The following is an 18,532-nucleotide window of genomic DNA, read 5'->3' on the forward strand; positions in this document are numbered from 1 at the left end:
AACATAATAGGTAATGCGATGATCATCATTGAACAAATTCTTGGAAATGTGAAAAAAGATCCAGCTTGGCAAGAAAAAAGTCAAAAAGCACAGCTGGATGTTTTGATACTTGACCAGCGTGAAGCACAGAAGAGTCGTTGTCGTAAACATACAGAAAAGGGTCTCGATCTCGGTATTGCATTAGATCGTAATGTCCTACTTTCTGATGGCGATGTTATTTTATTTGATGAAGCCGCCAATACGATGGTTATTGTGCAGATTTCTTTGCGTGACGTGATGGTAGTTAATTTACAGCGCTTGCAAAGTTTGGATGCTGAAGAACAAATTCGAGTTAGTTTTGAATTGGGACATGCATTAGGAAACCAGCACTGGAAAGCGGTTTTAAAAGAGAATCAAGTTTATGTGCCATTAACGGTGAGTGAAAAAGTCATGGAATCGGTTATGCGTACCCATGGTTTTTCTCAAGATACTTTTGCTTTCGTAAAAGGTGAGTCTATTTTACCAAAACTGACACATTCAGAAGCGCGTTTATTATTTGGTGGTGCGGAAGATACCGATACGCATGTCCATGTGGCAATTGGTCAAATTCACCAACATGCACATAGCCACTCTCATGACCATGATCACGACCATCACCACGATCACGATCATGACCATCACCATGGGCATAGCCATACACATAAGCATTAATGGTCATTGCAGTTAAGGATTGTGGTATGAAGGCATCTGATTTAATTAGGATCATGCAGTTTGGTGACTCGGCGCTACCTATAGGTGCATTTACCTTTTCAAATGGCGTAGAGTCGGCAATACAAAAAGGCGTTGTGCACGATAAAGAAACGCTAAAGTCATTTGTCCGTACATCACTCAATGTTGCGGCAAGCTCTGATGGTATTGCGGTAGTTGCTGCCCATCGAGCCGTTATCGCACAAGATAATGAAGCATTAATTAATATCGATTGGGCTGTGCACAATCGTAAATTAAATGAAGAAGCGAGAATAATGACGACCCGTATGGGAAAGAAACTCGCTGAGATCTCAGTACATATATTTGAAAACCAGCAAGTTGCTTGGTGGCTAGAACAAATTAAAAATGGCACAGCAGCAGGAACCCAGCCAGTGACACAAGCCATTGTAATGGCAGTTCAAGGAATAACAGAAAGAGATGTGGTGGTCATGCATCAATATGGTATTGCCATGACGATTTTGAGTGCAGCAATGCGCTTGATGCGTGTTACGCATTATGAAACACAACATATTCTGTTTGAATTGAATGAAGATATCGACATCTTTTGTGACATTGCATCATGTGGCGATATTCAACAAATGGCCTCGTATGTGCCAGTGATTGATGTGCTGGCAGCAGTGCATACAAAATCGTTTGTTCGTTTGTTTATGAACTGATGATTAACTAAAAAATTTTGAGGAACAATGATGAAAAAAATGACTCGGATTGGTATCGGTGGACCAGTGGGTTCAGGCAAAACAGCAATTATTGAAGTAATTACTCCGATCCTCATTGAGCGTGGCGTTAAACCGTTAATTATCACTAATGACATTGTGACCACTGAAGATGCGAAACAAGTTAAACGTACTTTAAAAGGTATTTTAGACGAAGAGAAAATTTTGGGTGTGGAAACAGGTGCATGTCCGCATACTGCTGTTCGTGAAGACCCAAGTATGAACATTGCTGCGGTAGAAGATATGGAAGAGCGTTTTCCTGATAGCGATGTGATCATGATTGAAAGTGGTGGTGACAACCTAACATTAACGTTTAGTCCCGCATTGGCTGACTTTTACATCTATGTTATCGATGTGGCTGAAGGCGAAAAAATTCCACGTAAAAATGGTCCAGGTTTAGTACAGGCTGATATTTTAGTCATTAACAAAATTGACCTTGCCCCTTATGTTGGCGCGAGCCTTGAAGTGATGGAGCACGACACGAAAGTGGTTCGCGGTAATCGTCCATATGTGATGACTAACTGTAAAACCGGCGAAGGTGTTGTTGAACTGGTTGATATGATTATGGATAAATTCCTGTTTACCCATCAATCATCAAGGGGCTAAGTATGACTCAATTCAGGGCAGATATCGCAAATACACCATCACGTGTTCAAGCACATACACTCGGTAACAATGCACCTGAACTCGCCATCTATCAAGATGAGCCTAAACAAATGCAAAGCGGTGCGGTAGGTAAAAGTGGTTATCTCAAGCTAAGATTTGCGCAAGGCGAATATCGCAGCGAGCTAGTAGAGATGGAACGTCGTGTTCCATCTCTGGTGCAAAAAGCACTCTATTGGGATGAAATGATGCCACAGTTACCTTGTGTCACCATGATTTCTACTTCAGGTTGTCTTTTGCAGGGTGATCGTCAAGCGTTGGATATCATTGTTGAAAAGGGTGCGTGTGCTCATGTAACCACACAATCTGCAACGAAAGTGCATATGATGGAAGCAAACTATGCAACACAATTCCAAAATATTATCGTTGAAGAAGATGGTTATTTAGAGTATTTACCTGATCCAATTATTCCTCATCGCAATTCACGCTTTATTACTGATACTCGGATTAACATTCATCCGAGTGCGACAATGATATATTCTGAAATATTGATGTCGGGACGTAAGTATCATCACCAAGATGAGCAGTTTGGTTTTGATATTTTCTCTTCGCATATCAGAGCAGAATCTTCATCGAATAAAGAATTGTTTGTTGAGAAATATATTCTAGAGCCTAAAAAAGAACAATTAATGACCACTGCGGTGATGGATAAATTTGATACGTTTGGCAATGTTATTTTGCTAACACCTAAAATTCACCATAGTCGTATTTTAGAGCGTCTAGAAGCTATTTATGATACAGAGAACAATATTGCATTTGGGGCAACTCAATTACCTAATGATTGCGGTTTAATTTTTAAAGCATTGGGTGTTGATAGTCCAAAAGTGAAAGAGGCTGTTAGATATTTTTGGCAAATCGCACGTGAAGAAATACTAGGAATAACATTACAGAAGCCTTTTTTATGGCGTTAAAAAGTATACTCGCCATACTTTGTATTATTAAAGTATGGCGACTGCGTTCTTTTACGTTAGTCATATAGTTTTTATGCTGCTGCGATCAGTTTGTTGTCGCTTGGCTGCACCTAAAATTATTTAGAGTATATAAACTTATTTAGCTTATTAAGTTACAAAGATATTCGTCAAATAATGACAGGTAGGATCGTTGATTAACGATCCTACCTATACCTATGCCAAGGAATAGAAGGGACATTACGATGAACACTTCAACAATAAATAAAAATGCTTGGGATCAGCTTGCTGATAAAAATATTACAGTACAGTTTATTGATGTCACACTTCGTGGCTGTGCTCAAGTGATGTTTCAAAATAATCCATTAACCGGATTGCTATTTTTTATTGCAATCTTTATCGGAGCATTTTTAGAAAGCATGCCTGCTGTAGCCTTTGGCTGCCTATTAGGCACAGTCGTATCCACATTGACTGCGTATATCAGTAAGTTGGATACAAGCTCATTGCGTTCGGGGTTGTATGGTTATAATGGCTGTTTAGTTGGTGTAGCTTTACCTACTTTTTTAGAAAATACGCCTTTTGTTTGGTTATCGATTATTTTAGGTAGTATTGTTTCGGTGATCGCGACCATATCCTTAATGGATTTCTTAAAAAATTGGAAAGTTGCTGCATTAACCGCTCCTTTTGTATTAGTTTCTTGGACCATCTTATTAGCCAGTTACAGTTTTTTAGGTATAAAAGGTGTTGCTTTACCAGCACCGGCGCTTCCGCAACAATTTATTGAGCCAATTGGCAGTATTCCACACAGTGATATTGTTGCTGATGTCTTCCGTGGTGTTTCTGAAGTCTTTTTACTAAGTAGTGTGATTGTTGGTATTATTTTTGTGGTTGGACTTGCTGTTAGCTCAATATGGGCCGCAGTGTTTGCTATTGTTGGTTCGCTATTAGCATTTATTATTGCCACGTTATTGAAAGGCGATTTTGTTAGCATCCATACTGGTTTATATTCATTTAGCGCCGTTTTAACTGCAATTGCTTTAGGTTCAACATTTAATAAGCCGAGTTATCGAGTGGTAGTCTATGCTATCATCGGAGTTATCTTTACTGTTTTTGTTCAAGGTGCATTAGATATTATTCTGGAGCCGTTTGGTATACCTACATTAACCATGCCATTTGTTTTAGCATCATGGTTATTCTTAGTACCGAACCAAGATATTATGCCTGAACATAGGCAATCATAATTATACTCGTTATCTTTCGAGTTGCAGAGGAGGGCGATGCTTTGCTGGTCGGGTTACCTAATTTATTTAAGCTTCTCGACTATCTTTGCTGGTCCTCTACCTGCAACGCGGACTATTGACAGTATAAAATATAATTTTAGGTCATATCGATATGAAAAAGAATGCGATTTATAAATACATTCAAAATATGACGATGATAAGGACAACATTAGCATTGTTGATCTTGCTGGATGGGCTATTGATAATACTGCCTATCTTAGCGTCATATAATATTAATTTGTCCCCACAACACCATAATTTTGTTGATTGGTTGCAGTCATTAGGTTTCATTAAATTACTGGATATCCCTCGGTTTGCTATCGGGGTCGTTTTGATTATTTTGGCATTACCTATTTATTTAGGTATCAGAATTGGATGGGTATTTAGTTGTTTTATGCTGTTTGTTCTCGTTCTGATTAACTTGCTCTTAGCAAGAGAGAATGTATTAACGGGAACGCTCTCACTACTGATATTAATTGCATTGATTGCAAATTGGAAAATATTTCACCGCCATAGCTTATCAGGTGCGGGCTTTGTTGCGTTTGTCAGTTTGATTGCTTTACTGGGATATTCAGTATTTGGATCATTGTATCTTGGTGATCAGTTCCAACCTCATATAACCGATATCTCTTCTGCGTTTTATTTTGCGCTGGTGTGTATGACAACCGTAGGATTCGGGGATATTGTTCCTATTAGTGTAGAAGCAAGATTATTTACCATTTCTATTGTGATATTGGGTATCACAATTTTTACCACTTCTATTGTTTATTTTTTAGGAGTGTTTGCAAAGAGCACACAAGAAATTGTCAAAAAGAGATTATTCCGTATGAAAGATCATTATGTAATTGTCGGTGCTAGCCCTTTAGCGTTAAACACCTATCATGGATTAAAAAAGCGTGATTTAGATGTGATGGTGCTGTGTAAAGAAGAACACAAAAACAATTATCCAGATAATGCTCCAGTGATCACGACATCACAAATCAATAAGAAAAGCTTAAACCAAGTGAATTTAGCAGATGCTAAGGCATTATTTATACTTGGAGATTTAGATGCCGAAAACACGATTGCGATGCTGGCGGCTAAAGAGATTGTCGGCGCGAATATCAAAAGTGTTATGGTCGTCAACGATGATAATAACTACGAAAACTTGAAATTACTGCATGCTGATCTGTTGATCTCTTTATCATCGTTAGGTAGTGAAGTATTAATTAAAATGATTTTTGGTGAGAGTATCAATAGCCAAATAATTGAAAACATTATTTTCTCGAACAATATCCTAGATTCTTAGAAGATGCGTAGAGATCTGAATATGAGCTGTGGAATGACCACAGCTCATTATTTTATTTTGCTTCAAGTGAAATAATACAAGAATAAAAATGGCGAGCTAAATATGAATTCAATTATTATTATTTTCGTGCTGGTTTACATCGCGATGGCTTTTGGCACGTTTCCAGGAATAAAAATTGACCGTACGGGGGCAGCTGTTGCTGGCGCCTTGGCAATGATTGGTTTTGGTTTTATTACCCCGAAAGCTTCTTGGGACTCTATTGATTATCAAGCAGTTGGGTTGCTATTTGGCTTGATGGTGGTATCGGCTTCATTCACCGTTTCTGGCTTTTATCATAAAGTCGCGAATGAAATGGCTATCCTCAAAATTAGCCCACCCAAATTGTTACTGGTCTTTATTATTGTTGGTGCTGTACTTGCTTCGGTATTGACTAATGATGTGGTGGTCGTGGCAATGACGCCATTGTTAATTTCAATCACATTAGCAAGAGGGCTGAATCCAATCCCATTTTTATTGGGCTTTTGTTTCGCAGCAAACAATGGGGCAGCAGGTTCATTGATTGGTAGCCCTAAAAATATGATAGTTGCACAAGGCTTAGATCTATCATTTATCGGCGTGCTGCATATCACCGCTATTCCTGTATTGCTTTCTTTGCCTGTTGTTTGGTGTGCAATTAGCTTACTTTATCGTAAAAATTGGTATTTACCTGAAAGTCAAAAGGCGTCGCTACCCCCTAAAACACATACGGTGATCCCATTTAATCAATGGGAAACGGGTAAAGCCGCTATTGTGATTGCCATTGTCATTATTGCGTTTTTGTTTACAGATTTACCTAGAGAGTTAGTGGCACTCTCAGCGGCTTGCTTTTTATTATTAAATAGGAAAATTGCCTCTAGTGACATGCTAAAGCATGTTAATGGTGATCTGCTATTGCTAATAATGGGCCTGTTTATTATTAACGCTGCCTTTGCTAAGACGGGGGTTCCGCAGGAAGTTTTGCATTATTTGTTAAATAAAGGTATCGATCTGAGTAGTCCTATTACGCTATTTTTGGTCTCCAGTATTATGAGCATCTTTATTGGTACAACACCAACCGTGATGTTGTTAATTCAATTCGTTTCTCCCGATGGTAATGCTGATCCACTAGGAGCCGCATTAATTTTTGGTGCTTGTTTTTCAAGTAATATTTTTGTTTTTGGTAGCCTTGCGGGCATTATTGCTGTCGATCAATCAGCCCAACATGGTATTAAAATTTCATTTTTAGAATTTACAAAATCAGGCGGTATCATTGCCTTAATTTGTATGTCGATTGCGGCAGGTTGGATTTTATTTAGCTAATAATGACTATTTTAGGTGTAAGAGGAAGGGAATATGTTAGAAGTAAAAAATATACGTATCACTCAGGGAGGGAATACACTCTGGAACGATCTTTCCTTTTGCTTAGGTAATAATGAGCGCTTAGGGCTTTCTGCACCAAGTGGCTTTGGTAAAACTACATTAGGCCGAGTATTAGCGCAATGGCAAGCACCCTCTAATGGTTTGATTTTATTTGAGGGAAAGGCATTATCGCCAACAGGTTATTGTCCAATACAATTAGTGCCTCAACATCCAGAGAAAAGTTTTAATCCATATAGAACTGTCGGCTCAAGTGTCAATGATGCATGGGAGCCAAGCGCTGAATATCTCGAACGTTTGTCAATTAAAGCACAATGGTTAGAAAGACGTCCGAGTGAGCTTTCAGGTGGAGAACTGGCACGCATTGCTCTATTAAGAGCGCTAGATCCTCGCACTAAAATATTAATCGCGGATGAAATAACGGCTCAACTTGATGCACATTTACAAAAAGATATTTGGCAATTTCTGATTGAATTATCACAAGACAGACCATTAGCGATGATTATTTTTAGTCATAATAAAATGTTGTTAGATAAGGTATGTACGTCAGTTTGGGAAATATCTTCTATTTGAAATGTGACAAGTCTATTTTAAATTAAATACATTGAGGTACTCAATATGCTCGCTTTTGATATCGCCTTAGTCGGTGCTGGTGGTGGGATCGGTTCATTATTGCGTTGGTGGATTGGACGTTTAGTTGGTGAAAAATATCACGGTAAATTTCCTTTATCGACCTTCATTATTAATGTATCAGGTGCTTTTATAATCGGCTTTTTAAGCAGTTATTTTTTGTTAGATTGGGATGATCGTTATGGTTCATTTCTACAATCAGCCATATTAACTGGCTTATTAGGTGGCTACACTACATTTAGTAGTATGCAGCTTGATGCGCTAAAACTGACGCAAACAAAACAAAAAATGTTAGCGTTGTTTTATTTATTATTGTCAATTATTGCAGGTCTGATGGCTGCATTTTTTGGTGCATGGTTGATTAACTAAAGGATAAAAATATGAATATTGCAATCTTAGTTTTTATCGGTGGTGCTATTGGCGCAATTTTTCGTGAATTATTAATGATTTCTGTACCGAAAATGGCAGACCAGTTTCCTTTAGATATTTTCATTGCCAATATTAGTGCTTCGTTTTTATTGGGTATTGTTGCAGGGTTGCTCACCAGTAAACGCATTGGCCAATCAATGAATGCTTTTTTTGCTACTGGAGTGATGGGCGGGTTATCTACTTTTTCTAGTTTTGTGTACGGAGCAGTAGAGATAATGAAATACCCTCAATATTTATGGACTGGCGTCGTATATTTAATATTGAGTGTAGTCGTTGGGTTTATTGTTATCTATTTCGGTTATATATTAGGCAGCAAGCAGTGTAAAAATAACCCTAATCATAGCGTTTGATTTCAGAATAAGAGGTTACTTTAATGAGTATTCATAAAACGATTTGGAATGTTATTTCAGCTAAACCATATCGTCTACAGCTATTTTTTGATTTATTATTATTAATCTTATCGCCAACCCTGTTTATTAGCATTATTGGTTTCGATACGAATACGTTAAATATGGATATTTTGACCATTACGTTGATCATATTCTGCTATATCTACATCACTAATTGGTTTAGTCGTTGGTACTGTAAACGTAGAAAAAACAACCAAAAGTAGTTAGTTTAGAGACAATACACAATGATAGCCTCTATGTTGCAAGAGGCTTTTTTAACTGCTGGTTAATTTGATCGTCTATGGTTTTACTTTTACTTCGCGACCTTTTAATAATTTTCTGACCCAAAATCGATTAGGGTGTAGTGCTGCTAGCGTTTCATCATTGAATGGTAATGGCTCATTAAAGATTTGTGCTGCAAGTAATTCACCGCATAAAGGCGCGGTCGAGAGCCCTCTAGAGCCAAGCGCACCTAATATGAATAAATTAGGATGAACAGGAGCAGCTTGAATATCTTCTGGTTGTGTCATTTGTTCAGATAGATTTTCATACAGAGTCATGAGTTGTGTAAAATCGGGAACATTACCGACTAGCGGCATATGATCGCGAATAACACAGCGGATCCCTTGTCGTGCTTGCTTTCCTGAAACATCAATCTCTTCAGTCCATGTGATATCAGGCAAACTATCCCGTAATTTTTGACGATTTTCTTGTTGGTCAGCTTCACTGTAATCAAAGTCGAGTTGATTGCGCTGATAGCTGGCACCAATACAATGCTGCTGATCCGCAGGGTTAACTGGTGTTAAATACCCTTCATAACAGAGCACATTATTTAACTGTCCTAGTATGGTCGTTGTTGGGATATGGCTGACTTGTCCTTTGACTGGGGTCACAGGCAGTTTTTCCGTTTGTGAAAATTGGCTCAGCAGATGCCCATTAGCAATCACTACGGTTTGATGTATAAAGGATTGTTGTTGTTCTTCAACTTCGGCGTGTAATAACCAGCCTTTTTCAGTGTGTTGTAGTTCTTTAATGTTGTGCTTAAAGTGAAACTTAACCCCTTTCTCACTGAGGTGCCGCATAAGATTTTCACAAAGTTGAGCAGGGCACAGCCAGCCGCCATTGGCGTAATGAATACCTGAATGATTGACATCCAACCCTGCTAATTGGCTCAGCTGTTCACGGCTTTTTTCTGCGGCAAATTGCTCTGGCCATTGGGTTTGTAACATGGAATCAATTTTGCGGCGACTTCTTTCATGGTAAGCCAATTCGGAAACACCACACCATTGCCCATCAAATTCGATCCCTTGACGGCTGAGCTGATGATAAAAACGATGTGCGTAAGGAAACGCGCTGACAAAAAATTGTTCTAATGCATTCGCCTTACCGTTAAGCAGTGGGTAAACCGCTCCCTGTCGATTACCTGATGCATTTTGTGCCACGTGTTCATCTTTACAATAAACAGTAACATGCGCACCTCGTTGTATGAGTGCATAGGCGGTTGTTAAACTGGCGAGGCCGCCACCAATAATGGCAATGTCATCGGGTGTTGATGCAGCTTGTCTGGCAAACCAAGGCGTCATCATTTTGTCATTTTTATCGGCTAAGTTACCCGTAAGCATCTCACGTTTATGACCAAATCCTTTAATTTTTTTAATAGTAAACCCTGCTTGTTGCAAACCTCGTTTAACAAAACCAGCAGAGGTAAAGGTGGCAAACGTTCCTCCTAGACGAGCAAATTTAGCCATTGCAGCGAACAGTTGTTCGCTCCACATTTGAGGATTCTTTGAAGGTGCAAATCCATCTAAAAACCAAGCGTCTATCTTATTGTTTAAATTGCTATTAAGTTGGGGTAATTGTTCATTTATGTCACCAAACCATAAATCAAGTGTAATTAGCCCATTTTTTAATACAATTCGATGATTTCCGGGGAGTGGTTGAGGCCATTGTTCACACAACATGGTTGAGAGCGCAGCAAGCTCAGGCCAACGGCCATGTGCCATTTTAAGGTCATCTCCACTAAGTGGATACTTTTCAAAACTAATAAAGTGTAATCGCTGTAACATTGCATGTGGATGATTACGGTTAAATTCTTCAAAAGATTGACATAAAGTGAGAAAGTTTAAGCCTGTACCAAAACCCGTTTCCGCAATAACACAGGTTTCAAATGGATGACTCTCAAAGCGTGCTGGAAATTGATTTCCCTGTAAAAAAACATAACGGGTTTCTGCTAAACCATCTTGATTAGAAAAATAGACGTCATCAAATTGTTCTGAAATCGGAGTGCCTTCGTCGTTCCAGCTAAGGCGGGCTGTTTGAACTGCTGACTTTTTCACGCTTATGCCTAATATTATCCAAATAATAGCTGAATTTTAGCGCTGAACAGGCACCAAGGCTACCTTTGAACAAAAATGTTGTTATGTTAGATAAGAAAAAAATACAAATATTTACCCTGATCGGACTTGTTCAGCGTACAAGTGTAAGCTAAAGTGGCACACTATAAATCCCGTACTCACATTATTAAAAGACATGAGGTAATGAATGAAGCGTGCAGTCATCACTGGCCTGGGTATTGTTTCCAGTATTGGTAATAACCAGGAAGAAGTACTGGCTTCTCTGAAGGAAGGTCGTTCCGGGATCACTTTTTCAGAAGAATTCAAAGAGGCGGGGCTACGTAGCCACGTCTGGGGTAATGTAAAAATGGATACAGACGGTTTAATTGACCGTAAGATCCGCCGTTTCATGAGCGATTGCTCAGTTTACGCTTATTTGTCTATGGAGCAGGCAATTAGTGATTCGGGTTTAACTGACGAACAAGTTTCTAATTTACGTACTGGCCTTGTTGTGGGGTCGGGTGGTGGTTCTCCTCGTAACCAAGTTGCAGGCTCAGATGGTATGCGAGCAAAAGGCCTACGTGGTGTTGGTCCTTATATGGTCACTCGTGCGATGGCATCGGGTATCTCTGCTTGCTTAGCGACGCCATTTAAAATTAAAGGTGTTAACTATTCAATCAGCTCAGCATGTTCAACATCAGCGCACTGTATTGGTCACGCAGTGGAATTGATCCAATTAGGTAAGCAGGATGTTGTTTTCGCCGGTGGTGGTGAAGAGCTTAGTTGGGAAATGACTTGTGAATTCGACGCGATGGGCGCACTGTCTACCAAATACAATGAAGACCCGAGCAAAGCATCAAGAACGTATGATGTTGACCGTGATGGTTTTGTTATTGCAGGTGGTGGCGGTATCGTCGTTGTTGAAGAACTTGAGCATGCATTAGCGCGTGGCGCGCACATTTATGCAGAAATCGTCGGCTATGGCGCGACTTCTGATGGTGCTGATATGGTTGCTCCATCTGGGGAAGGTGCTGTACGTTGTATGCAAATGGCAATGCAGGGTATCGATGGTAAAATTGATTACATCAATACTCATGGTACATCAACACCTGTCGGTGATACGAAAGAGCTTGAAGCTATTCAAGAAGTCTTTGGCAACGACTCTCCGGCTATCTCTGCAACTAAAGCAATGAGCGGCCATTCACTGGGTGCTGCGGGTGTACATGAAGCGATTTATAGCCTGCTAATGTTAGAACATGGCTTTATCGCGCCAAGCATCAACGTTGAGACGTTAGATCCTAAAGCAGAAGGCTTGAATATTGTGACTAAACCAACTGAACAAGCGCTAGAGACTGTAATGTCAAATAGCTTTGGCTTCGGTGGTACTAACGCAACGTTAGTGATGAGCAAATACAAAGCTTAATTTATTTAATTAGCTAAATAAATTTTTAAAGAGCGAGAACGATTAGGTTTTCGCTCTTTTTATTGGATGACTGGAATATTTAATCACCACCACCTCCTGAGTCACCACCACATGAGTCACTTCCGGACGAACTACACTCATAACTATCATTGCTATTGCTTGAACGTTGCTCATGGCTTGAAGAGCTGCTTTCAGAAGAGGTTGTCGTCGTTGAATAATGGCGACTATTTGAGGAGGTAAAGCCGCGTGATGACGTGAAAATATTGTGTTTGATATCGAGGATCTGGGTTTTATTACCAATCCAACCAATCGTGATAATATTAATATTGCGTTTTAAACGTAAAACTAATAATCCATTACAGCGTACATGTACTTCACCTTGAGATTTAATTAATAAATAGCCGCTTTCTTTATAAGTCAAGGTCGCTGGATTTTGGCTACTAATTTGGTAATTATCATTTAAAACCTTGGCATATTGGTTATAAGTAAGTGGTTTTGGTTGCCAGTTAAATAGACGCGTAAATATTTTAATAAACATATTAAGAGTAATGGTGTTCTAAAGTGAGATAATACAAAAATAATATAAAAAGCCAAGGCTGTTTTTATATAGAGATTGTCTGATTTTTAATAAAATCAATGGAATAAACTGAATAAAAAATGCCCCAAAATAGAACTGGGGCAAAATGTTACAGAGAATTGATTGCGAGTAAGATTATTCAGTTATGTGGGACTGGTGTTGACGTTTTCTGCGAATAAGTTTAATAATTGGCGGTAATATTAGCACTAGCACTGCCATAGCCAGTAAGCATTGTGAGATAGTGCTGCTCCATAAAATATTGAACTCACCATTACTGATTGATAAAGAGCGGCGCAAGTTCTGCTCAAGCATCTCACCAAGTACAAAACCTAAAATCAGAGGGGATAGTGGGAAATTCATTTTCCGTAATATATAGCCAAATACGCCGAGTCCCATCATCAGTAATAAGTCAAACGTTGTACTGTGAACAGCATAGACGCCAACAGCAGAAACCGTAGCGATCGCGGGTACTAAAAACCACAGCGGTACGGTAAGCATACGAGTGAATAAGCCAATTAATGGGATATTCATGACTAATAAAACCACGTTTGCAATCAGTAATGCGGCAATTAGCCCCCAGACGATATCAGGTTGCTCTGTAAACATACCTGGACCGGGTGTGATGTTATATAGCGTTAATGCCCCCATCATGACTGCCGTGGTTCCTGAACCGGGGACGCCTAAGGTTAACATTGGAATAAAAGAGCCACAGGCTGAGGCATTATTAGCAGCCTCTGGAGCCGCGACCCCACGTACATCACCGTTACCAAATTGGTTATTTGCACCACTGATTTTTTTCTCAGTCATATAGGTGATAGCACTGGCTATTGTTGCACCTGCGCCGGGGAGCACACCGACAAAAAAACCAACAAATGAAGAACGTAATGTTGGACCTACACACTGTTTAGCTTCTTTGCGATTAAATAGCATACGACCTGTTTTGCGGATCAGTCCTTGTCCTGTAGCGGTACCTTCTAGCATTAACAAAATTTCGCTAACAGAAAATAATCCAATGACAACGACGATAAATTGGATCCCATCGGATAAATGAACGCTATCAAAAGTAAAACGGTATTCACCTGAGTTTGCATCTACGCCTACGGTCGCAAAAGATAAACCAATTAGCGCGGCTAATAGTGATTTAATGGGATTTTGGCTCATCATGCTGCCAAGGCAAGCGATCGCAAATACCATAAGCGCAAAATATTCAGCCGGTCCGAATGCTAAAGCCCATTGTGCCAAAAGTGGTGCAAATAAAATGATACCGCCAATCGCGATACTTGAACCAATAAATGAGCTGACTGCTGAGATAGATAGTGCAACCCCACCTTTACCTTGTTTTGCCATCGGGTAGCCATCTAAAGTTGTCATAATGGCAGCGGCATCACCGGGAACATTCAGTAAAATAGAAGATATACGCCCACCATATTCACAGCCTAAATATACGGTTGCTAATAATATTAACGCTGATTCTGGAGGCAGTTTTAATGCGAATGCTAAAGGAAGCAGTATCGCAACACCATTGATTGGCCCTAAACCGGGTAGCATGCCAACGACGGTGCCAATAAAACAGCCGATAAGGGCGATCAGCAAGTTTTGAGGAATTAATGCGACTTCAAACCCTTGCGAAAGATACATCCAAGTTTCCATGGCTATTTCCTTACTTAATTAAACAGATTGCCAATAGGCAGGGTGACATCAAGTAGCTTGTCGAAGGCATAAAACAGTACAACACCCAGTATTGGTCCTGAAATAATTGCGGCAATTGGTGTCGCGCCAAATAGCAATGCAACACTGATGGTCAGTAAGCTGGTTGATAATGGAAACCCTAACCATTCGAATACCCATGCATAGATCACTAATGACAAGATCAGCAGTGCTAAGCGACGTAAAACATAAGGTTTTGGCCATTCAATAGCTTCTTGTTTGCCTAAAAGTAACAGTAAGGCACACAAAGCCATTAAGGAGAGTATGGCTATCGGGAAAGGCCGAGGCCCCAGAGGTTCGTATGAGAACTCACTCTGGATGCCCCAACCAATGTAAAGACCGATCCCACACAATATCAGCCAAACAATGGCAAATATGCGCTGGCTCATCATCGGCCCCCGTTATTTCACTAAACCAAATGAGCGAGCTTGTTCTCGGTATTGCTCGATTTCTTTTTTAACGTAATTGTCCAGTTCTTGACCGGTTAAGTTATATTCAAATAACCCGCGTAGTTCGCGTTGTTTTTTGAATTCATCGGTTTGTTGTAGTTTTTGGAAGGCTTCGACCCATTGGTTATAGTCTTCATCTGAAACTTTGGGTCCCATATAGAAACCACGAATAATTGGCCAGACAATTTCATAACCTTGCTCTTTCGCCGTTGGGATATTTTCAAGCCCATCGCTGAGGCGTTTATCAGCATAAACCGCCAGTACGCGTACTTTGCCATCGTTAAGGTAAGGTGCCATTTCACTCATATCACCAGACATGACTTGAATGTGGTTACCGAGTAATGCTGTTAATGTTTCACCACCCCCTTCAAAGGCGACATAACGCATTTTGCGCGGGTCGACATCGATTTGCTTAGCGAGCAGAGCAGTTTTCATCCAATCTTGGCTGCCGATTGAACCACCAGCACCGAAAACGATACTGTTAGGATCTTTTTTGAACGCTTCCATTAAATCTTGCAAATTTTTATAGGGTGAATCTTCTCGAACCGCGATCATGCCGTAATCGCTACCAACACTGGCTAACCAACGCACATCATTTTCGTTATAACGGCCAAATTTTCCTTGTGCGAGATTAAGTAAAGAACCGCCAGAGAATGCGACAATGGTACCTGGCTCGGCTGGGCGTTGTGCTACGATAGCATTGTAAGCAACAGCACCAATACCACCGGGCATATAGGTGACCCGCATTGGTTTTTCTATTTCTTTTGTTTCAAGCATAGATACTTGAACTAATTTACAGGTTAAATCGAAACCACCACCGGGTTTCGCTGGAGCAATACACTCTGTACGATCAGGTAGGGCACTGGCTTGCTGTAAGCTGGCAAAAAATAGGGCGGTCGCAACAGTGGTTAATGATAATTTTTTCATTTTTTTTCCTCACGAAATCAAATAAAGAGATGTCATTGTTGTTTTTCTCGCCAACATCATGGGCTCACTAAGCTTTCATTTACCTTTCATTAACAAACTAAGTTATTTTTTTGTGATGAATATCAGATTGTTTATTATTAATTATTTTTAATTGTTAATTTAATGTTAATTTATGTGCGTGAGGTATTCCTGTGAGCTGGATTGGAAATATTATGCTTAAGTCTTTCATTACGTAGAGGTTAATGCGAACGTATACGCAAAATCTGCTTAAATGAGTGCATGAACAATGAGAATTTTGCTAGTGGAAGATCACGATGAGTTGTCATTGTGGTTACAAAAAGCACTTAGCTCGACAGGGTTTGCGGTGGATATCGCGAGTGATGGCGCCATAGCCGATCAACTATTACAAACAGAAAGTTATTCGCTGGTGGTGTTGGATGTTTCTTTGCCAAGACTAAATGGCTTAGAGGTACTGGCACAAATGCGTAAACGTGGACAAGAGCTGCCCGTTTTATTATTGACAGCCAACTCGGATGTTGCAGATAGAGTCAAAGGGCTCAATGCAGGTGCTGATGATTATGTGACTAAGCCTTTTGATTTAGCTGAATTGGAAGCACGAATTAGAGCGCTGTTACGTCGTAGTCAAGGGCAGGTCAATGAACAGCAACGTTTTGGTTCACTTTGCTATCATGAAGATGGTTATTTTTTGCTTAACCAAGAACCACTTGCCTTAACACCAAGGGAGTTTGCTGTACTCAATACCTTATTCAATCGCCGTGGGCGTCCTGTTTCAAAAACACAATTGTTTGAGCAGGTTTTTTCCCTCTCCGATGAAGCTAATTTACAGAGTATTGAATTATATGTGCATCGCGTCAGAAAAAAACTTTCGGGGACAGATGTCAATATTAGTACTCTTCGCGGATTAGGATACCGACTAGAGCAGTGTAGTGTATGAAATTAGTCTCTCATCCACACTCTCTCTTTCATCAGTTGCTGCTCTTTTTCGGTATCCCCCTTATTGTTTTGGGGGCTTTTACAGTCTACACCCATTATTACAGCGCCAAAAATGCGGCGAACCAAGCTTATGATCGCACTTTGCTTTCTTCCGCGAGGACAGTGGCTGAACGTATACAAGTGCAAGATGGTCATTTAATCGTTGATGTGCCTTATGTTGTCTTAGACAGTTTTGAGCGCAACATTAATGACCGCTTATTCTATCAAGTCATCTCTCCAAGTGGTGAAACCATTTCAGGTTATAATGATTTACCTGAGATCCCCCCGCATTGGTTGCGTTCTCAGCTGTATACGGCACTGGTTTATTTTTACGATGCTGAATACAAAGGTTTACCGATCCGTGTTGCCTCATTTTATCAACCCGTGAATGAAGGCGGCATGATGGGAATGGTAGAGATCCGTGTGGCAGAGACAGTCGCATCACGACACGAATTTGCACGCCAATTACTCATTTCATCCTTAATGAGCCAAGGAACTGTGGTATTTTTGACCTTGGTTCTAGCTTATCTATTATTGAGCCGCCTATTAACCCCACTCAAAAAATTATCTTATTTGATGATGGGGCGTTCTGCAAATGACCTAACACCTATACCCGATGTATTACCATGGTCAGAGTTATCACCGCTTGTAGATGCATTAAATCGTTATATTGAAAGATTAAAAAGAATGGTGAAGCGCCAAGAGCGTTTTAGTGCCGATGCCTCTCATCAATTAAAAACGCCCTTAACCGTTTTGAAAACACAAGTGTCTGTGGCATTGAATAGCAATGATGAACAACAACGACAGCAAAGTTTACATGCCATTAATAACACGTTGGATAGTACTATTGCCTTAACTGATAGGTTATTGCAGCTAGCACGTTTAAAAGCACATGAAAAAGAAGCTATCCGCCAATATCGAGCAATCAATTTTGTTGAGTTGGTTCAGCAGGCTTGTTTTACTCGCCTAGGGCAAGCTGAAAGTAAAGGTATTGATTTAGGTTATGAGGGGGAAGAACAATCATGGATCAAAGGAGAGCCAATTTTGCTTTCTGAAATGTGCGCCAATTTAATTGATAATGCGATTAAATATACCCCTACCAATGGCATAGTAACGGTACGAATACTCTTCAGTGAAGACAAGCAGCATACTATTTTGGAAGTAGAAGACTCAGGCCCCGGTATTCCCGATAAAAAAATAACGCGTTCTATGGAAGCATTTACACGATTAAATAATGCATTAGCGATGGAAGGCTCTGGACTTGGCCTTGCATTGGTAAAAGATATTGCGATTTACCACGGCACGGAATTGCAATTATTGAAAGGGACGGAATTGGGTGGGCTACTGGCTAGGGTGGTGTTTCAAACTAGCCCGTGATGAATAGGGGATAGAGCACTAATAGCATTAAATTCGCTGTAATAGTTCGGGTTTGATCGGATACCGTTATGGCACAAAACTCAATCTAATCTGACTGCGAAAAGCGGACTTAGTGGCTTCGAAAGGCTGGATGCATTAAATATCTAACTAAAATGTTTACTCAGGTAGCTTGTAGATATTAGCGTTCCAGTAACTGTTGTGTCAGAAACGGACATTAGAGAAAATGTGATGCGTTAATTGATGATGGTCAGTTTATGCTCAGTTCTCCGTGTTATATGCAGAATTCAGTGCAGAACCGAATCAA

Annotated in this window: 19 protein-coding genes; 14 read left to right on the forward strand and 5 right to left on the reverse strand. The window is 40.0% G+C overall.

All coding sequences use genetic code 11. From position 1 onward, the window contains the following. Positions 1-18 precede the first annotated feature (18 nt). From JI723_RS07790 to JI723_RS07840, 11 genes are all read left to right on the forward strand, one after another. Positions 19-690, forward strand: coding sequence for an urease accessory protein UreE (locus JI723_RS07790; RefSeq protein ID WP_272579914.1), 672 nt, complete (start codon positions 19-21; stop codon positions 688-690). Positions 691-716: 26 nt separating this feature from the next. Next, positions 717-1,403, forward strand: a complete 687-nt coding sequence (locus JI723_RS07795) for an urease accessory protein UreF (protein WP_053110482.1) — start codon at positions 717-719, stop codon at positions 1,401-1,403. Between the two features lie 30 nt (positions 1,404-1,433). Continuing rightward, on the forward strand, positions 1,434-2,066 hold the full coding sequence (ureG, locus tag JI723_RS07800) for an urease accessory protein UreG (RefSeq protein WP_053110480.1): 633 nt from the start codon (positions 1,434-1,436) through the stop codon (positions 2,064-2,066). Between the two features lie 2 nt (positions 2,067-2,068). Further along, positions 2,069-3,034, forward strand: coding sequence for an urease accessory protein UreD (locus JI723_RS07805; protein WP_070929181.1), 966 nt, complete (start codon positions 2,069-2,071; stop codon positions 3,032-3,034). 242 nt (positions 3,035-3,276) lie between these two features. Continuing rightward, complete coding sequence (gene yut, locus JI723_RS07810) at positions 3,277-4,272, forward strand: urea transporter (protein WP_070929182.1); 996 nt, start codon at positions 3,277-3,279, stop codon at positions 4,270-4,272. Positions 4,273-4,423: 151 nt separating this feature from the next. After that, on the forward strand, positions 4,424-5,599 hold the full coding sequence (locus JI723_RS07815; protein WP_272579915.1) for an ion channel: 1,176 nt from the start codon (positions 4,424-4,426) through the stop codon (positions 5,597-5,599). Between the two features lie 102 nt (positions 5,600-5,701). After that, on the forward strand, positions 5,702-6,937 hold the full coding sequence (locus JI723_RS07820) for an ArsB/NhaD family transporter (protein WP_337979904.1): 1,236 nt from the start codon (positions 5,702-5,704) through the stop codon (positions 6,935-6,937). 33 nt (positions 6,938-6,970) lie between these two features. Further along, positions 6,971-7,567, forward strand: a complete 597-nt coding sequence (locus JI723_RS07825; protein WP_272579916.1) for an ATP-binding cassette domain-containing protein — start codon at positions 6,971-6,973, stop codon at positions 7,565-7,567. A 45-nt stretch (positions 7,568-7,612) separates the two neighbouring features. Beyond that, positions 7,613-7,993 (forward strand): fluoride efflux transporter CrcB, encoded by a 381-nt coding sequence (gene crcB / locus JI723_RS07830; protein WP_070929186.1) that lies wholly within the window; start codon positions 7,613-7,615, stop codon positions 7,991-7,993. Between the two features lie 11 nt (positions 7,994-8,004). Then, positions 8,005-8,403, forward strand: a complete 399-nt coding sequence (locus JI723_RS07835; protein WP_070929187.1) for a CrcB family protein — start codon at positions 8,005-8,007, stop codon at positions 8,401-8,403. Positions 8,404-8,426: 23 nt separating this feature from the next. Then, complete coding sequence (locus JI723_RS07840) at positions 8,427-8,666, forward strand: hypothetical protein (RefSeq protein ID WP_070929188.1); 240 nt, start codon at positions 8,427-8,429, stop codon at positions 8,664-8,666. Positions 8,667-8,741: 75 nt separating this feature from the next. On the opposite strand, the gene mnmC is transcribed toward JI723_RS07840, so the two are convergent. Next, positions 8,742-10,778, reverse strand: coding sequence for a bifunctional tRNA (5-methylaminomethyl-2-thiouridine)(34)-methyltransferase MnmC2/FAD-dependent 5-carboxymethylaminomethyl-2-thiouridine(34) oxidoreductase MnmC1 (gene mnmC, locus JI723_RS07845; protein WP_337979905.1), 2,037 nt, complete (start codon positions 10,776-10,778; stop codon positions 8,742-8,744). 205 nt (positions 10,779-10,983) lie between these two features. Between mnmC and fabB the strand changes: the two genes are divergently transcribed. Then, positions 10,984-12,198, forward strand: a complete 1,215-nt coding sequence (gene fabB, locus JI723_RS07850; protein WP_070929190.1) for a beta-ketoacyl-ACP synthase I — start codon at positions 10,984-10,986, stop codon at positions 12,196-12,198. 79 nt (positions 12,199-12,277) lie between these two features. On the opposite strand, the gene JI723_RS07855 is transcribed toward fabB, so the two are convergent. The 4 genes from JI723_RS07855 to JI723_RS07870 form a co-directional block, all read right to left on the reverse strand. Beyond that, a complete protein-coding gene (locus tag JI723_RS07855) occupies positions 12,278-12,736 on the reverse strand; it encodes a hypothetical protein (protein ID WP_272579918.1) in 459 nt (152 codons plus the stop codon). Positions 12,737-12,910: 174 nt separating this feature from the next. Further along, complete coding sequence (locus JI723_RS07860) at positions 12,911-14,425, reverse strand: tripartite tricarboxylate transporter permease (RefSeq protein ID WP_272579919.1); 1,515 nt, start codon at positions 14,423-14,425, stop codon at positions 12,911-12,913. Between the two features lie 14 nt (positions 14,426-14,439). Beyond that, positions 14,440-14,871, reverse strand: coding sequence for a tripartite tricarboxylate transporter TctB family protein (locus JI723_RS07865; protein WP_070929192.1), 432 nt, complete (start codon positions 14,869-14,871; stop codon positions 14,440-14,442). 12 nt (positions 14,872-14,883) lie between these two features. Next, positions 14,884-15,858, reverse strand: a complete 975-nt coding sequence (locus JI723_RS07870) for a Bug family tripartite tricarboxylate transporter substrate binding protein (protein WP_070929193.1) — start codon at positions 15,856-15,858, stop codon at positions 14,884-14,886. Positions 15,859-16,144: 286 nt separating this feature from the next. Between JI723_RS07870 and tctD the strand changes: the two genes are divergently transcribed. Together tctD and JI723_RS07880 are read left to right on the forward strand one after the other, a co-directional pair. Continuing rightward, positions 16,145-16,813, forward strand: coding sequence for a transcriptional regulator TctD (tctD, locus tag JI723_RS07875; protein WP_070929194.1), 669 nt, complete (start codon positions 16,145-16,147; stop codon positions 16,811-16,813). Continuing rightward, entirely contained in the window at positions 16,810-18,228 is a 1,419-nt protein-coding gene (locus JI723_RS07880) for a sensor histidine kinase (protein ID WP_070929195.1), read from the forward strand. Before tctD ends, JI723_RS07880 begins: the two co-directional genes overlap by 4 nt. Positions 18,229-18,532 lie beyond the last annotated feature (304 nt).

This window comes from Providencia manganoxydans (assembly GCF_016618195.1).
GTDB lineage: Bacteria > Pseudomonadota > Gammaproteobacteria > Enterobacterales > Enterobacteriaceae > Providencia > Providencia manganoxydans.

Bases quoted from the DNA above. Each gene is read 5' to 3' on its own strand.
- JI723_RS07790 (WP_272579914.1), top strand. From the start codon at position 19: ATGATCATCATTGAACAAATTCTTGGAAATGTGAAAAAAGATCCAGCT.
- JI723_RS07795 (WP_053110482.1), top strand. From the start codon at position 717: ATGAAGGCATCTGATTTAATTAGGATCATGCAGTTTGGTGACTCGGCG.
- ureG (WP_053110480.1), top strand. From the start codon at position 1,434: ATGAAAAAAATGACTCGGATTGGTATCGGTGGACCAGTGGGTTCAGGC.
- JI723_RS07805 (WP_070929181.1), top strand. From the start codon at position 2,069: ATGACTCAATTCAGGGCAGATATCGCAAATACACCATCACGTGTTCAA.
- yut (WP_070929182.1), top strand. From the start codon at position 3,277: ATGAACACTTCAACAATAAATAAAAATGCTTGGGATCAGCTTGCTGAT.
- JI723_RS07815 (WP_272579915.1), top strand. From the start codon at position 4,424: ATGAAAAAGAATGCGATTTATAAATACATTCAAAATATGACGATGATA.
- JI723_RS07820 (WP_337979904.1), top strand. From the start codon at position 5,702: ATGAATTCAATTATTATTATTTTCGTGCTGGTTTACATCGCGATGGCT.
- JI723_RS07825 (WP_272579916.1), top strand. From the start codon at position 6,971: ATGTTAGAAGTAAAAAATATACGTATCACTCAGGGAGGGAATACACTC.
- crcB (WP_070929186.1), top strand. From the start codon at position 7,613: ATGCTCGCTTTTGATATCGCCTTAGTCGGTGCTGGTGGTGGGATCGGT.
- JI723_RS07835 (WP_070929187.1), top strand. From the start codon at position 8,005: ATGAATATTGCAATCTTAGTTTTTATCGGTGGTGCTATTGGCGCAATT.
- JI723_RS07840 (WP_070929188.1), top strand. From the start codon at position 8,427: ATGAGTATTCATAAAACGATTTGGAATGTTATTTCAGCTAAACCATAT.
- fabB (WP_070929190.1), top strand. From the start codon at position 10,984: ATGAAGCGTGCAGTCATCACTGGCCTGGGTATTGTTTCCAGTATTGGT.
- JI723_RS07855 (WP_272579918.1), bottom strand. From the start codon at position 12,736: ATGTTTATTAAAATATTTACGCGTCTATTTAACTGGCAACCAAAACCA.
- JI723_RS07860 (WP_272579919.1), bottom strand. From the start codon at position 14,425: ATGGAAACTTGGATGTATCTTTCGCAAGGGTTTGAAGTCGCATTAATT.
- JI723_RS07865 (WP_070929192.1), bottom strand. From the start codon at position 14,871: ATGAGCCAGCGCATATTTGCCATTGTTTGGCTGATATTGTGTGGGATC.
- JI723_RS07870 (WP_070929193.1), bottom strand. From the start codon at position 15,858: ATGAAAAAATTATCATTAACCACTGTTGCGACCGCCCTATTTTTTGCC.
- tctD (WP_070929194.1), top strand. From the start codon at position 16,145: ATGAGAATTTTGCTAGTGGAAGATCACGATGAGTTGTCATTGTGGTTA.
- JI723_RS07880 (WP_070929195.1), top strand. From the start codon at position 16,810: ATGAAATTAGTCTCTCATCCACACTCTCTCTTTCATCAGTTGCTGCTC.